The sequence below is a fragment of the Pseudomonas sp. Fl5BN2 genome, from assembly GCF_009908205.1.
Taxonomy (GTDB): domain Bacteria; phylum Pseudomonadota; class Gammaproteobacteria; order Pseudomonadales; family Pseudomonadaceae; genus Aquipseudomonas.
Map to the genome: position 1 here is coordinate 266,959 of NZ_JAAARL010000008.1, position 16,077 is coordinate 283,035.

Sequence of the window (16,077 nt, forward strand, 5' to 3'; positions counted from 1 at the left end):
CTTGCGACGCTATTGTCTTGCAAGAAAAGCAAAATGGCAGGAACGAATTCCCGCCAAATTTAGGGGTACAAGAGTCTAAAGAGGATCTTGTCCCCAGTCAAGGCAAGGCCCCGACCTCCCCCTCCGCTGAACCAAGGCAAAACTGCCTAGATCCGACGAACGGGGCTGCCAGGGCCCAGTCTTTCTATCGCAGAACTCAGTTACCGCTTGAGTTCAGCGCTTCGGTCAGTGCAGCTTCCACTTCACTGGCGCTTACGCGCAGCGGCTTGTCGAGTTCACGGCGGCGCTTGCGCTCGCTGTGATAGGCCAAACCGGTACCGGCTGGGATCAGACGACCCACAACCACGTTTTCTTTCAGGCCGCGCAGGTAATCGCGCTTGCCGGTTACCGCTGCTTCGGTCAGTACGCGAGTGGTCTCCTGGAAGGAGGCCGCCGAGATGAACGACTCAGTGGACAACGACGCCTTGGTGATACCCAGCAACACACGAGTGAACTTGGAAACGAATTTGTCGTCGCCAGCCAGACGCTCGTTCTCTACCAATACGTGAGTCAGTTCCATCTGGTCGCCCTTGATGAAACTGGAATCGCCGGATTCAGCGATTTCAACTTTACGCAGCATCTGACGCAGGATGGTCTCGATGTGCTTATCGTTGATCTTCACGCCTTGCAGACGGTAAACGTCCTGGATCTCGTTAACGATGTACTTGGCCAGCGCACTCACACCCAGCAGACGCAGGATGTCGTGTGGATCGCTCGGGCCGTCGGAGATAACTTCGCCGCGGTTTACCTGTTCGCCTTCGAACACGTTCAGGTGACGCCACTTCGGAATCAGCTCTTCATACGGATCGCTACCGTCGTTCGGGGTAATGACCAGACGGCGCTTGCCTTTGGTCTCTTTACCGAACGCGATGGTGCCGCTGACTTCAGCCAGAATCGACGCTTCTTTCGGACGACGAGCTTCGAACAAGTCGGCAACACGCGGCAGACCACCGGTGATGTCACGGGTCTTCGAAGTTTCTTGCGGGATACGCGCGATAACATCACCGATCGCGATCTTCGCACCATCCGCTACACCGACCAGGGCGTTGGCTGGCAGGAAGTACTGAGCGATTACGTCAGTGCCTGGCAGCAACAAGTCCTTGCCGTTGTCATCGACCATCTTAACGGCAGGACGGATATCCTTGCCGGCAGCTGGACGATCTTTCGCGTCGAGTACTTCAATGTTGGTCATACCGGTCAATTCGTCAGTCTGACGCTTGATCGTGATGCCTTCTTCCATGCCCACGTAGGTCACGGTACCTTTCATTTCGGTAACGATTGGGTGAGTGTGCGGATCCCACTTGGCCACGATTGCGCCAGCGTCGACCTTGTCACCTTCTTTAACCGAAATCACAGCACCGTACGGCAGCTTGTAACGCTCACGCTCACGACCGTAGTCATCAGCGATTGCCAGCTCACCGGAACGGGACACAGCAACCAGGTGGCCATCCACTCGCTCAACGTGCTTCAGGTTGTGCAGACGGACAGTACCGCCATTTTTCACCTGAACGCTGTCGGCTGCGGAGGTCCGGCTTGCCGCACCACCAATGTGGAACGTACGCATGGTCAGCTGGGTACCTGGCTCACCGATGGACTGGGCAGCGATAACGCCGACAGCTTCACCGATATTCACCTGGTGACCACGAGCCAAGTCACGGCCGTAGCACTTGGCGCAGATGCCGTAACGGGTTTCACAGCTGATTGGCGAACGCACGATCACTTCGTCGATGCTGTTCAGCTCGATGAACTCGACCCACTTCTCGTCAACCAGAGTGCCAGCAGGAACGATAACGTCCTCGGTGCCCGGCTTGAATACGTCACGAGCGATAACACGGCCCAATACGCGCTCACCCAACGGCTCTACAACATCACCGCCTTCAATGTGCGGAGTCATCAGCAGGCCATGTTCGGTGCCGCAATCGATCTCGGTTACAACCAGATCCTGCGCCACGTCTACCAGACGACGAGTCAGGTAACCGGAGTTCGCAGTTTTCAACGCGGTATCCGCCAAACCTTTACGAGCACCGTGAGTCGAGATGAAGTACTGGAGTACGCTCAAACCTTCACGGAAGTTCGCAGTAATCGGCGTTTCGATGATGGAGCCGTCCGGCTTGGCCATCAGACCACGCATACCGGCCAGCTGACGGATCTGCGCAGCAGAACCCCGTGCGCCGGAGTCGGCCATCATGTACATCGAGTTGAACGATTCTTGCTCGACCTCGTCACCATGACGGTCGATGACTTTCTCTTTCGAGAGGTTGGCCATCATTGCCTTGGAGACTTCGTCGTTCGCTTTCGACCAAAGGTCGATCACTTTGTTGTACTTCTCACCCTGGGTTACCAGGCCGGAGGCGTACTGACTTTCGATTTCTTTCACTTCGTCGGTAGCAGCACCGATGATGCGAGCCTTTTCATCCGGAATAACGAAGTCGTTAACACCGATGGAAACGCCGGAAATGGTCGAGTAGGCAAAACCGGTGTACATCAACTGGTCAGCGAAGATCACGGTCTCTTTCAGACCAACCACGCGGTAGCACTGGTTGATAAGCTTGGAGATCGCCTTTTTCTTCATCGGCAGGTTGACGACGTCAAAGGACAGGCCTTTAGGCACAACCTGGAACAGCAAAGCACGGCCGACAGTGGTGTCGACGATACGGGTACCGCTCACGCTGCCGCCATCACGATCGTTTACGGTTTCGTTGATACGAACCTTGATCTTAGCGTGCAGGGCAGCTTCGCCGGCGCGGAATACGCGGTCGACTTCCTGCAAGTCAGCAAAGATACGACCTTCGCCTTTGGCGTTGATCGCTTCACGAGTCATGTAGTACAGACCCAATACAACGTCCTGCGAAGGAACGATGATTGGCTCACCGTTGGCTGGCGACAGAATGTTATTGGTCGACATCATCAACGCACGCGCTTCCAGCTGGGCTTCCAGTGTCAGCGGTACGTGCACGGCCATTTGGTCGCCGTCGAAGTCGGCGTTGTACGCAGCACAGACCAGAGGGTGCAGCTGGATAGCCTTACCTTCGATCAGTACCGGTTCAAACGCCTGGATACCCAGACGGTGAAGGGTCGGTGCACGGTTGAGGAGAACCGGGTGTTCGCGAATCACTTCAGCGAGAACGTCCCAAACCTCTGGCAGTTCGCGCTCGACCATTTTCTTGGCCGCTTTAATGGTGGTCGCGAGACCGCGCATTTCCAGCTTGCCGAAGATGAATGGCTTGAACAGCTCGAGTGCCATCTTCTTAGGCAGACCGCACTGGTGCAGACGCAGGGTCGGGCCTACGGTAATTACCGAACGACCGGAGTAGTCAACACGCTTACCGAGCAAGTTCTGACGGAAACGACCTTGCTTACCCTTGATCATGTCAGCCAAGGATTTCAGAGGACGCTTGTTGGAACCGGTGATAGCGCGGCCACGACGACCGTTGTCGAGCAACGCATCGACAGCTTCTTGCAACATACGCTTTTCGTTGCGCACGATGATGTCCGGAGCGGACAGATCAAGCAGGCGCTTCAAACGGTTGTTACGGTTGATCACTCGACGATACAGATCGTTGAGGTCGGAAGTCGCGAAGCGACCGCCATCCAGCGGGACCAGTGGACGCAGATCTGGCGGCAGAACCGGCAGAACGGTCAGCACCATCCATTCTGGCAAGTTGCCGGAACCCTGGAAGGCCTCCATCAACTTCAGACGCTTGGACAGCTTCTTGATTTTGGTTTCCGAGTTGGTTTGCGGAATTTCTTCACGCAGACGGCCAATCTCGTGTTCCAGGTCGATAGCGTGCAGCAGTTCACGGACAGCTTCGGCACCCATACGGGCGTCGAAATCGTCGCCGAACTCTTCCAGCGCTTCGAAGTACTGCTCGTCGTTCAGCAGCTGACCTTTTTCAAGGGTGGTCATGCCTGGATCGATAACGACATAGCTCTCGAAGTAGAGAACGCGTTCGATATCACGCAGGGTCATGTCCATCAGCAGGCCGATACGGGACGGCAGCGATTTCAGGAACCAGATGTGGGCAACCGGCGAAGCCAGTTCGATGTGCGCCATGCGCTCACGACGAACCTTGGCCAGTGCGACTTCAACGCCGCACTTCTCGCAGATCACGCCGCGATGCTTCAAGCGCTTGTACTTACCGCACAGGCACTCGTAATCCTTTACCGGGCCAAAGATCTTGGCGCAGAACAGGCCGTCACGCTCAGGCTTGAACGTACGGTAGTTGATGGTTTCCGGCTTTTTAACTTCACCGAACGACCACGAACGGATCATCTCAGGCGAGGCCAATCCAATACGGATGGCGTCGAACTCTTCGACTTGACCCTGGTTTTTCAGCAAATTCAGTAGGTCTTTCAAGGCCTTTCCTCCTGGCGGAGCAGAGAGCGGGCAATCCTGCCCCGCTCTCGATTCGCGTCACGTGTTATTCGGTTTCCAGATCGATATCGATGCCGAGGGAACGAATTTCTTTGATCAACACGTTGAAGGACTCGGGCATGCCCGGCTCCATACGGTGATCGCCGTCCACGATGTTTTTGTACATCTTGGTACGACCGTTCACATCGTCCGACTTCACTGTGAGCATTTCTTGCAGAGTGTATGCAGCACCGTATGCTTCCAGTGCCCAGACCTCCATCTCCCCGAAACGCTGACCACCGAACTGCGCCTTACCACCCAGCGGCTGCTGAGTAACCAGGCTGTACGAACCGGTAGAACGAGCGTGCATCTTGTCGTCTACCAAGTGGTTCAGTTTCAGCATGTACATGTAGCCAACGGTAACTGGACGCTCGAACTTGTTGCCGGTACGGCCATCGGTCAGCTGCATCTGGCCGCTTTCTGGCAGGTCTGCCAGTTTCAGCATGGCCTTGATTTCGCTTTCCTTGGCACCGTCGAACACCGGAGTGGCCATCGGTACGCCGCCGCGCAGGTTTTTCGCCAGATCCAGGATCTCCTGGTCGGAGAAGCTGTCCAGGTCTTCGTTACGACCGCCGATCTGGTTGTAGATCTCGTCCAGGAAGGTACGCAGCTCTGCGACCTTACGCTGCTCTTCGACCATGCGGTTGATCTTCTCGCCCAGACCTTTAGCCGCGAGGCCCAGGTGAGTTTCGAGAATCTGACCAACGTTCATACGCGAAGGTACGCCCAGCGGGTTGAGGACTACATCGACCGGGGTGCCATTGGCATCGTGCGGCATGTCTTCAACCGGCATGATCACGGAGACCACACCCTTGTTACCGTGACGACCGGCCATCTTGTCACCCGGCTGGATGCGACGACGGATTGCCAGGTAGACCTTGACGATCTTCAGCACGCCTGGAGCCAGGTCATCGCCCTGCTGCAGTTTGCGCTTCTTGTCTTCGAACTTGTCGTCCAGCAGACGGCGGCGATCAACGATATAGGCCTGGGCCTTCTCGAGCTGCTCGTTCAGAGCATCTTCAGCCATGCGCAGTTTGAACCACTGGCCGTGCTCAAGACCGTCGAGGACCTCGTCGGTGATTTCCTGACCTTTCTTCAGGCCAGCGCCGCCTTCGGCTTTATGACCGACCAGAGCGGAACGCAGACGTTCGAAAGTCGCGCCTTCAACGATACGGAACTCCTCGTTGAGGTCCTTGCGGATCTCGTCGAGCTGGCTCTTCTCGATGGACAGAGCACGAGCATCACGCTCTACACCGTCACGAGTGAAGACCTGTACGTCGATGACAGTACCTTTGGTACCAGTAGGAACGCGCAGGGAAGTGTCTTTAACGTCGCTGGCCTTTTCACCGAAGATCGCACGCAGCAGTTTTTCTTCCGGAGTCAGCTGGGTCTCGCCTTTCGGAGTGACCTTGCCCACCAGGATGTCGCCTGCGCCAACTTCAGCACCTACATAAACAATACCGGCTTCGTCCAGCTTGTTCAGTGCAGCCTCACCCACGTTCGGGATGTCCGCAGTGATTTCCTCTGGGCCAAGCTTGGTGTCACGAGCCACGCAGGTCAGTTCCTGGATGTGGATCGTGGTGAAGCGGTCTTCCTGAACCACACGCTCGGACAGGCAGATGGAGTCTTCGAAGTTGAAGCCGTTCCACGCCATGAACGCGATGCGCATATTCTGACCCAGAGCCAGCTCACCCATGTCGGTGGACGGACCGTCAGCCATGATGTCGCTGCGCTGAACCCGATCACCTTTGCTAACCAGCGGACGCTGGTTGATGCAGGTGTTCTGGTTGGAGCGGGTGTACTTGGTCAGGTTGTAGATGTCGACACCGGCTTCACCAGTTTCAACTTCGTCATCGGCAACACGAACCACGATACGACTGGCATCGACCGAGTCGATCACGCCGCCACGACGAGCCACGACGCAAACGCCGGAGTCACGAGCAACGTTACGCTCCATGCCGGTACCTACCAGCGGCTTGTCGGCACGCAGAGTCGGTACAGCCTGACGCTGCATGTTAGAACCCATCAACGCACGGTTGGCGTCGTCGTGCTCGAGGAACGGAATCAGCGATGCGGCAACCGAAACTACCTGCTTCGGCGAAACGTCCATCAAAGTGACGTCTTCTGGCGCTTTGACGGTGAACTCGTTCAGGTGACGAACAGCTACCAGCTCATCGATCAGATGACCTTTGTCGTTCATGGTCGCCGAAGCCTGCGCGATCACGTGATCGGCCTCTTCAATAGCGGACAGGAACACGATCTCGTCGGTTACCAGCGCATCTTTCACCACACGGTACGGGCTCTCGAGGAAACCGTACTGGTTGGTGCGCGCGTAGGCCGCCAAGGAGTTGATCAGACCGATGTTCGGACCTTCCGGCGTTTCAATCGGGCATACACGACCGTAGTGAGTCGGGTGTACGTCACGAACTTCAAAGCCTGCGCGCTCACGAGTCAAACCGCCCGGGCCGAGTGCAGAGACACGACGCTTGTGGGTAATCTCGGACAGCGGGTTGTTCTGGTCCATGAACTGGGACAGCTGGCTGGAACCGAAAAACTCTTTCACTGCCGCAGCCACTGGCTTGGCATTGATCAAGTCTTGCGGCATCAGGCCTTCGCTTTCAGCCATCGACAGACGTTCTTTGACCGCACGCTCAACACGCACCAGACCAACGCGGAACTGGTTCTCGGCCATTTCGCCAACACAGCGAACACGACGGTTACCCAAGTGGTCGATGTCGTCGACGATGCCCTTACCATTACGGATGTCGACCAGAGTCTTCAGAACCGCAACGATATCTTCTTTGCACAGTACGCCCGAACCTTCGATCTCGGTACGACCGATACGACGGTTGAACTTCATCCGGCCAACGGCGGAGAGGTCATAGCGCTCAGGGCTGAAGAACAGGTTATTGAACAGAGTCTCGGCAGCATCTTTGGTTGGCGGCTCGCCAGGACGCATCATCCGATAGATCTCGACCAGTGCTTCCAATTGGTTGCTGGTGGAGTCGATCTTCAGAGTGTCGGAAACGAACGGACCGCAATCGATGTCGTTGGTGTACAGAGTTTCGATGCGAACAACCTGGGACTTGGCAATTTTTGCCAGGATCTCGGTGTTCAGCTCGGTATTGCACTCTGCCAGGATCTCGCCGGTAGCCGGGTGCACGATGACCTTGGCAGTGGTACGACCCAGGACGTAGTCCAGAGGCACGTCCAATTCCTTGATACCGGCTTTTTCCAGCTGGTTGATGTGGCGAGCAGTGATACGACGACCCTGCTCGACAATAACCTTGCCCTTGTCATCCAGGATATCCAGAACAGCAATTTCACCACGCAGGCGCTGAGGCACCAGCTCCAGGCTCAAGGTCTCGCCTTTCACGTGGAATACGTTGGTGGTGTAGAAAGCGTCCAGCACTTCTTCAGTGGTGTAGCCCAGCGCGCGCAGCAACACCGACGCAGGCAATTTGCGACGACGGTCGATACGAACAAACACGCAGTCTTTCGGGTCGAACTCGAAGTCCAACCACGAACCGCGGTAAGGAATGATGCGCGCGGAGTACAGCAGCTTACCGGAGCTGTGCGTCTTGCCACGGTCGTGGTCGAAGAATACGCCAGGAGAACGGTGCAGCTGGGAAACAATTACACGCTCGGTACCGTTGATTACGAAGGTACCGTTCTCAGTCATCAGGGGGATTTCACCCATGTAGACTTCTTGCTCTTTGATGTCCTTGATCGCTTTGTTCGACGATTCTTTGTCGAAAATGATCAGACGAACTTTTACCCGCAAAGGTACGGCGTAAGTTACGCCACGCAACACGCATTCTTTAACATCAAACGCCGGTTCGCCCAGGCGATAACCGACATACTCCAACGCAGCATTGCCGGAGTAGCTGATGATCGGGAAAACGGATTTGAAGGCCGCATGCAGGCCCACGTCGCGGAACTGATCTTTAGTCGCTCCCGCTTGCAAGAATTCACGATACGAATCCAGCTGGATGGCCAGGAGGTACGGCACATCCATGACGTCCGGCAACTTGCTAAAGTCCTTGCGGATACGTTTTTTCTCAGTATATGAGTAAGCCATCAGCGTTCCCCAGCTTGGTCACCTGCTTATTCGGCTCCTCCCGACGGGAGCAGCCAGAAAATCGTGCAAACCCTTTGGTTTGCTCCACCACACAGGGTGGGTTACAGCACGTTAAAGGCACCGACCCAGTCGGCTGCCAATAACGGAAAAAGGCCGGTGGCAAAAGCCACCAGCCATCAGCCGTTCGCTTGACGCTTGGGCTGGAGACACAAAGTCGATGCTTACTTGAGCTCGACTTTAGCGCCTGCTTCTTCCAGAGTTGCTTTGGCTTTTTCAGCTGCTTCTTTAGCAACAGCTTCCAGAACCATGGCAGGAGCGCCGTCAACTACAGCCTTGGCTTCTTTCAAGCCCAGACCGGTCAGCTCACGTACAGCCTTGATCACGTTAACTTTCTTCTCGCCAGCTTCGGTCAGCATGACGTTGAATTCAGTTTGTTCTTCAACAACGGCAGCGGCAGCAGCTGGGCCAGCAGAGGCAACAGCAGCGGTAACGCCGAAGGTTTCTTCCATAGCTTTGATCAGTTCAACAACTTCCAGAACGGTTTTCTGGCCGATTGCTTCGATGATTTGCTCGTTAGTCAGAGACATGACTATAAATTCCTGTATTGGGGTGACAGCCTACGCAGCCATCAAATTAAACATATGATTTTGAAAGGGCTTGCAGTGCCTTAGGCAGCAGCAGCTTCTTTCTGGTCGCGAATAGCCGCCAGAGTACGAGCCAGCTTGCTGGTAGCGCCTTGGATCACGCTCATCAGCTTTGCAATAGCTTCGTCGCGAGTTGGCAGCGAAGCCAACACGTCGATCTCGTTTGCTGCGAGGTACTTGCCCTCGAACGCAGCTGCCTTGATCTCGAACTTGTCCTGACCCTTTGCGAACTCTTTGAAAATACGAGCAGCAGCGCCCGGATGTTCCTTGGAGAATGCAATCAGGGTAGGGCCGACGAACGCGTCGTTGAGCACGTCATATTGAGTGCCTTCAACAGCGCGCTTGAGCAGTGTGTTACGTACGACACGTACATAAACACCAGCTTCGCGGGCCTCTTTACGGAGTCCGGTCATAGCGCTTACTGTCACACCACGGGCATCAGCCACGACAGCAGACAGAGCGGCTTTGGCAGCCTCGTTGACTTCAGCGACGATGGCCTTCTTGTCTTCGAGTTTAATTGCCACGGGTTTAACTCCTGCTTGTTACCGTTTCATCCAACCGAGGCTGGATGTCGTTTTGGTGTCTGATTCGGTAAGGAACCGGGAGCACCATCTGCGTAGGCTTGATGGTTTAAGACTTGCGTCGCCTACGGTCTTGGATAGCCCCCGCCAGGCAGGGACCCCAATCTTTCAGCTGGCGCAATCGCTTGCACCAGCTTGTGTCTTATACGTCCAGCGAACCTTGGTCGATGACCAGGCCTGGGCCCATAGTGGTGCTCAGAGTAACGCGCTTGACGTAGATACCTTTCGAGGAGGCCGGCTTGATACGCTTAAGATCAGCGATCAGGGCTTCAACGTTTTCCTTCAGCTTGACGGCGTCGAAGCCGACCTTGCCAACGGAGGTATGGATGATGCCGTTTTTGTCGGTACGGTAGCGAACCTGACCAGCTTTGGCGTTCTTAACTGCCGTAGCTACGTCTGGAGTCACGGTACCAACTTTCGGGTTAGGCATCAGGCCGCGAGGACCCAGAACCTGACCCAGCTGACCAACAACGCGCATTGCATCCGGGGAAGCAATAACTACGTCATAGTTCAGGTCGCCGCCTTTCATTTCGGCAGCCAGATCGTCCATACCTACGCGGTCTGCGCCGGCAGCCAGAGCAGCTTCAGCCGCTGGGCCCTGGGTGAACACAGCAACACGTACGGTCTTGCCAGTGCCGTGTGGCAGCACAGTAGCGCTACGAACAACCTGGTCAGATTTACGCGGGTCTACGCCCAGGTTCACAGCAACGTCTACGGACTCGCTGAACTTAACGGTCGACAGCTCGGTCAGGAGAGCGGCGGCGTCTACAAAGTTGTAGGCCTTGCCTGCTTCAATCTTGCCGGCGATAGCCTTTTGGCGCTTGGTCAGCTTAGCCATTACACACCCTCCACGTTAAGGCCCATGCTACGAGCAGAACCGGCGATAGTACGCACGGCTGCATCCATATCAGCTGCAGTCAGATCAGCGTTTTTGGTTTTCGCGATCTCTTCCAGCTGAGCACGGGTAACGGTGCCAACCTTAACGGTGTTCGGACGAGCGGAACCGCTAGTCAGACCAGCAGCTTTCTTCAGCAGAACCGAAGCAGGGGTGCTCTTAGTTTCGAAAGTGAAGCTGCGGTCACTGTAAACAGTGATGATCACAGGAGTCGGCAGACCCGGCTCAAGACCCTGAGTACGGGCGTTGAAGGCCTTGCAGAACTCCATGATGTTCACGCCGTGCTGACCCAGTGCTGGACCAACGGGCGGACTTGGGTTGGCCTGAGCGGCCTTAACTTGCAGCTTGATGTAAGCAGTAATCTTCTTAGCCATGAGGCACTCCAATTACGGGTTCAGACGCCTAAACAGGCTCCCCGGTTACTTGCGCGTTTATCCCAGTGACGACAAAACCCCACAGCCTAAGACTGTGGGGTATGGGATTCTCGTTCAGTTACGCCTTCTCGACCTGACTGAACTCTAGCTCTACCGGAGTAGAGCGACCGAAAATGAGTACGGCTACTTGGATCCGACTCTTCTCGTAGTTAACTTCTTCAACTGTGCCATTAAAGTCAGCAAATGGGCCGTCAGTAACACGGACCACCTCACCTGGCTCAAACAAGGTCTTAGGCTTGGGCTTGTCGCTACCATCAGCAACGCGACGCAGAATTGCTTCCGCCTCTTTATCAGTGATAGGAGCAGGCTTATCCGCAGTCCCACCAATGAAACCCATGACACGAGGAGTATCCTTGACTAAGTGCCAAGTACCCTCATTCATATCCATCTGAACCAGCACATAGCCTGGAAAGAACTTACGTTCACTTTTGCGCTTCTGGCCATTACGCATCTCAACCACTTCTTCAGTGGGAACCAGAATTTCGCCGAAGCCATCTTCCATGCCTGCCAGCTTCACACGCTCGACCAACGAGCGCATTACATGCTTCTCGTAACCCGAGTAAGCATGCACAACGTACCAACGCTTAGCCACGGGACACCCTTAGCCAACAATCAAGGAAACAAGCCAGCCGAGCAAGGAGTCTAACCCCCACAACAGCAACGCCATAACCAGAACCACAGCCACAACAATCAGAGTGGTCTGCGTGGTCTCTTGGCGAGTTGGCCATACGACTTTACGAATCTCAGTGCGAGCTTCCTTGACCAGAACAAAGAACGACTTACCCTTTGCAGTCTGCAAACCAACGAAGGCAGCAACAGCAGCAATGGCAAGCAGCGCCAAGACACGGTACAGGATCGGCGAAGCAGAGTAATACTGATTGCCAACAACACCAACAATCACCAAAGCAACCACAACGAGCCACTTGAGCAGATCGAAGCGAGAGCCTTGAGCTTCAGCCTTAGGAGTCATCTATGAAGATCCTGTGAAAAGAAAGCCAGACACATTGAGTGAATCTGGCAGGTCAGGAGGGAATCGAACCCCCAACCTACGGTTTTGGAGACCGTCGCTCTGCCAATTGAGCTACTGACCTAAAAACAAAATCAGGCCGACCATTATGTCGGCCCGATGGAGATATTTCAAGAACTTATTCGATGACTTTGGCTACGACGCCAGCGCCGACGGTACGACCGCCTTCACGAATAGCGAAACGCAGACCATCTTCCATCGCGATGGTTTTGATCAGGGTAACAACCATTTGGATGTTGTCACCTGGCATTACCATTTCAACGCCTTCTGGCAGCTCGCAGTTACCAGTCACGTCAGTAGTACGGAAGTAGAACTGTGGACGGTAGCCTTTGAAGAACGGAGTATGACGACCGCCTTCTTCCTTGCTCAGAACGTATACTTCTGCGGTGAACTTGGTGTGCGGCTTAACGGTGCCTGGCTTAACCAGAACCTGGCCACGCTCAACATCGTCACGCTTGGTGCCGCGCAGCAGTACGCCGCAGTTCTCGCCAGCACGACCTTCGTCAAGCAGCTTGCGGAACATCTCAACGCCGGTGCAGGTAGTTTTCTGAGTATCGCGCAGACCAACGATCTCAACTTCTTCCTGAATGCGAACAACGCCACGCTCAACACGACCAGTCACAACAGTACCGCGACCCGAGATCGAGAATACGTCTTCGATTGGCATCAGGAACGGCTTGTCGATTGCACGCTCTGGCTCTGGGATGTAGGTATCCAGAGTCTCTACCAGACGCTTAACAGCGGTGGTACCCATTTCGTTGTCGTCTTGGCCGTTCAGAGCCATCAGAGCCGAACCGATGATGATTGGAGTGTCATCACCTGGGAAGTCATAAGTACTCAGCAGGTCGCGAACTTCCATCTCAACCAGTTCCAGCAGCTCAGCGTCGTCAACCATGTCAGCCTTGTTCAGGAAGACAACGATGTACGGAACGCCTACCTGACGGGACAGCAGGATGTGCTCACGAGTCTGTGGCATCGGACCATCAGCGGCCGAGCAAACCAGGATCGCGCCATCCATCTGGGCAGCACCGGTGATCATGTTTTTTACGTAGTCGGCGTGACCTGGGCAGTCAACGTGCGCGTAGTGACGCACGGCCGAATCGTATTCAACGTGAGAAGTGTTGATGGTGATACCACGAGCCTTCTCTTCCGGGGCGCTATCGATCTTGTCGAAGTCAACCTTGGCCGAACCGAAAACTTCGGAACAAACGCGAGTCAAAGCAGCAGTCAGAGTGGTCTTACCGTGGTCAACGTGACCGATAGTACCCACGTTAACGTGCGGTTTTTTACGTTCGAACTTTTCCTTAGCCATCGAAATCACCCCTAGGAGAAGAATTAAGCAACCAACATAAGCCATTAAAACAAAGGCAGATATTTTCATATCTGCCTTGTTATATGGAGCTCTTGAGCGGATTTGAACCGCTGACCTCACCCTTACCAAGGGTGTGCTCTACCAACTGAGCTACAAGAGCGTAACACCTTGCAAAACCTGCAAACTTGGAGCGGGTAGCGGGAATCGAACCCGCATCATCAGCTTGGAAGGCTGAGGTTCTACCACTAAACTATACCCGCGGAGCCTGCAGCTCTCGCTAAATCTGGTGGAGGGGGAAGGATTCGAACCTTCGAAGTCGTAGACGTCAGATTTACAGTCTGATCCCTTTGGCCGCTCGGGAACCCCTCCTAAGCGAGGCAGCATTTTACATCATGCCACCCTTCTGTCAAGCATTTTCTCAATAAAATCTTGAGGTTAGCTGCGTTGACCTTACTCCACCGCTTTGACTTCAAGAAGTCTTCACTGCGGAGCGGGCGCCATTCTATGCAACCTATTCGACAGTTGCAACCCCCTCACACGGCATTATTTTATGTTTTAACTCATTGAATTCCTTAGCAAGGTTCTGCAGCTGAGGATCATCCAACAAATACTTACTCTCGGGAGATACCCGCAACCAAAAGCCCACAGAACCAGGAACACTCAAAGACTGCAATCGAACCTCTACCCCAAGCCCTACCAAACGCTGCTCAAGGGTCTGAGCCACCTCTCGACGAGTAAAGCCCCCCAGATAAAGACAGCTCGCATCTACCTCCCCACCCTTACCTTTATCGCGTCGCTCTACCGAGTCAGCGGACTCGCTCAGCAAGCGAATATCTTGTTGAGAACCACGATAAAGCGACAGCGGCATCACCTCTTTCGCCCGAAGCGGCGCCTCCTGCTGATGCCAGACGTAGTAAAAGCCATTGAGGACCAATAACAGCAGAAACAACCAACGCATAAGAACCTCAGGACAGAGGACAGGCCATAACCAACCCAACAAAGACCAGGTCAGACACAACCCGGCCTTGCGGTACCAACGCGACAACCAGGTCGGCGTCACCGCCGGCGAGAAAGACTGCACCCCCTCCCCCAGCACCCTCGCACCAACTTCAACTACATCAGCACAAATCCCTGCAACATCAGTGAACAACCACGTCTCACCATCATTGGCCTTCCTGGCGCAGAGCCCAAGAGCACACTCTCAGCCGAGAGATCGTCATAACAGATTCGGCGAGTATTGGGACGCAACTGATTACGTATGAGGAGCACCTCCGGATAAATAAATCCTCTCAGATGCTCACCTCAGAAAAAATATTTACCAGACTTACAATCATCACCCGCTATTTTATAAATCTATTGCCGCAGTCAAGCTCAGGAATCATCACGCAGCCTCAGGCTTAACTCACCACCGCTATACACCCGCTCCTCACCTTCGACACTCAAGCACAAAGCCCCCTGGCGATCGATACCCATCACCACGCCATCGACTTTATTTACGCCCGCGATCAAAGATACAGCCCTCCCCTGCCAGAGATGGTTTTGCTCCCATTCCTCTCGGATAGCAGGGAATCCTTTCAACTGATGGCGCTCCAAATAAGAAGCAAGGATCTCACCCAGACGGGCAACCAGTTGATTGCGATCAGCCATCCTGCCGGACTCCAACCTTACTGAAGTCCATTCCTGATCAACCTCTTCAACATTCTGCATATTCACATTGATCCCAATGCCCAGGACCACGTGACATACATCCGCAGGATCACCTACCAACTCCAAAAGTATGCCGGCGATCTTCTTCTGCCCTACCAAAACATCATTAGGCCACTTCAGCCCCGCGCCCAGAACTCCAAACTCTCGCAGGGCATGCATAACAGCAAGTCCCACAACCAAACTGAGCCCTTCCAGCTGTCGCATGCCACCTTCAACGCGCAGCACAAGGCTGTAATAAATATTTTCGGCAAAAGGACTGATCCACTTACGACCACGCCGCCCTCGCCCCGCCGTTTGACGCTCAGCTAGAACCACAAAGGGGGAGGAGCACCCGCGAGCAATGGATCGCAGCGCCTCCGCGTTTGTCGAGTCGATAGAGTCGAAAACCTGGACGCCCCAAGTACTCCCAGGAGAGTATTTGGCAATCTCTGCAGCGCCCAATAAGATGATTGGAGAGGCCAGCTGATACCCACGACCTCGCACCTTATGAATGACGAGCCCCAGTTCAGTCTCAAGAAGCTGTAATTGCTTCCATATAGCACTACGACTGATACCCAGCGCCTCCCCAAGGGCTTGCCCCGAGTGAAATCGCCCATCCTTAAGAAGCTCTAACAACGTTAACATGCAAGTTCCGCCCCTTAATGAGGCAGGCATGATAGCTACGCCGAAAGCCATTGCATAGAAATCACCACCAGCATGGGGCAAGGTAAAAAACGCCAAGAGCCAGCAACAGAGCTTTTTCTCGGGCAAAACAAAACCCCAACTGCTTTCGCAATTGGGGTTTCGGAATTTAATCTTGACGATGACCTACTCTCGCATGGGGAAACCCCACACTACCATCGGCGATGCATCGTTTCACTACTGAGTTCGGGATGGGATCAGGTGGTTCCAACGCTCTATGGTCGTCAAGAAATTCGGTAGCCAGCTCGTTTACCTTACGGTC

11 protein-coding genes, 4 tRNA genes, 1 rRNA gene and 1 pseudogene are annotated in these 16,077 nt (G+C 54.6%); all 17 read right to left on the minus strand.

All coding sequences use genetic code 11. From position 1 onward, the window contains the following. Positions 1-196: 196 nt before the first annotated feature. Complete coding sequence (rpoC, locus tag GV819_RS13920; protein WP_161756631.1) at positions 197-4,396, minus strand: DNA-directed RNA polymerase subunit beta'; 4,200 nt, start codon at positions 4,394-4,396, stop codon at positions 197-199. Positions 4,397-4,460: 64 nt separating this feature from the next. Continuing rightward, positions 4,461-8,534 carry a DNA-directed RNA polymerase subunit beta gene (rpoB, locus tag GV819_RS13925; protein WP_161756632.1) on the minus strand — a complete coding sequence of 1,358 codons (4,074 nt, stop codon included), beginning with the start codon at positions 8,532-8,534 and terminating at the stop codon, positions 4,461-4,463. Positions 8,535-8,755: 221 nt separating this feature from the next. Beyond that, positions 8,756-9,121: a 50S ribosomal protein L7/L12 gene (gene rplL / locus GV819_RS13930; RefSeq protein ID WP_161756633.1), complete on the minus strand. Its 366-nt coding sequence runs from the start codon at positions 9,119-9,121 to the stop codon at positions 8,756-8,758. Positions 9,122-9,201: 80 nt separating this feature from the next. Further along, positions 9,202-9,702: a 50S ribosomal protein L10 gene (gene rplJ / locus GV819_RS13935; RefSeq protein ID WP_161756634.1), complete on the minus strand. Its 501-nt coding sequence runs from the start codon at positions 9,700-9,702 to the stop codon at positions 9,202-9,204. A gap of 199 nt (positions 9,703-9,901) precedes the next feature. Further along, complete coding sequence (gene rplA, locus GV819_RS13940; RefSeq protein WP_025132370.1) at positions 9,902-10,597, minus strand: 50S ribosomal protein L1; 696 nt, start codon at positions 10,595-10,597, stop codon at positions 9,902-9,904. After that, positions 10,597-11,028, minus strand: a complete 432-nt coding sequence (gene rplK, locus GV819_RS13945; RefSeq protein WP_003176435.1) for a 50S ribosomal protein L11 — start codon at positions 11,026-11,028, stop codon at positions 10,597-10,599. The genes rplA and rplK overlap by 1 nt, the downstream gene beginning before the upstream one ends. A gap of 118 nt (positions 11,029-11,146) precedes the next feature. Beyond that, a complete protein-coding gene (gene nusG / locus GV819_RS13950) occupies positions 11,147-11,680 on the minus strand; it encodes a transcription termination/antitermination protein NusG (RefSeq protein ID WP_003317113.1) in 534 nt (177 codons plus the stop codon). 9 nt (positions 11,681-11,689) lie between these two features. After that, positions 11,690-12,058: a preprotein translocase subunit SecE gene (gene secE, locus GV819_RS13955; RefSeq protein ID WP_016968680.1), complete on the minus strand. Its 369-nt coding sequence runs from the start codon at positions 12,056-12,058 to the stop codon at positions 11,690-11,692. Between the two features lie 45 nt (positions 12,059-12,103). Continuing rightward, positions 12,104-12,179 (minus strand) — tRNA-Trp (locus GV819_RS13960). A 54-nt stretch (positions 12,180-12,233) separates the two neighbouring features. Then, positions 12,234-13,427 carry an elongation factor Tu gene (tuf, locus tag GV819_RS13965; RefSeq protein ID WP_161756629.1) on the minus strand — a complete coding sequence of 398 codons (1,194 nt, stop codon included), beginning with the start codon at positions 13,425-13,427 and terminating at the stop codon, positions 12,234-12,236. Between the two features lie 84 nt (positions 13,428-13,511). Then, positions 13,512-13,587 (minus strand) — tRNA-Thr (locus GV819_RS13970). A gap of 26 nt (positions 13,588-13,613) precedes the next feature. Continuing rightward, a tRNA-Gly gene (locus GV819_RS13975) sits at positions 13,614-13,687 on the minus strand. Between the two features lie 24 nt (positions 13,688-13,711). After that, positions 13,712-13,796 (minus strand) — tRNA-Tyr (locus GV819_RS13980). A gap of 142 nt (positions 13,797-13,938) precedes the next feature. Further along, on the minus strand, positions 13,939-14,385 hold the full coding sequence (locus tag GV819_RS13985) for a hypothetical protein (RefSeq protein ID WP_161756647.1): 447 nt from the start codon (positions 14,383-14,385) through the stop codon (positions 13,939-13,941). 7 nt (positions 14,386-14,392) lie between these two features. Beyond that, positions 14,393-14,729, minus strand: a pseudogene (locus GV819_RS33190) (pantothenate kinase); the annotation flags it as partial. Between the two features lie 69 nt (positions 14,730-14,798). Next, positions 14,799-15,758, minus strand: coding sequence for a bifunctional biotin--[acetyl-CoA-carboxylase] ligase/biotin operon repressor BirA (birA, locus tag GV819_RS13990; RefSeq protein ID WP_161756635.1), 960 nt, complete (start codon positions 15,756-15,758; stop codon positions 14,799-14,801). A 170-nt stretch (positions 15,759-15,928) separates the two neighbouring features. After that, a 5S ribosomal RNA gene (rrf, locus tag GV819_RS13995) occupies positions 15,929-16,044 on the minus strand. Positions 16,045-16,077 lie beyond the last annotated feature (33 nt).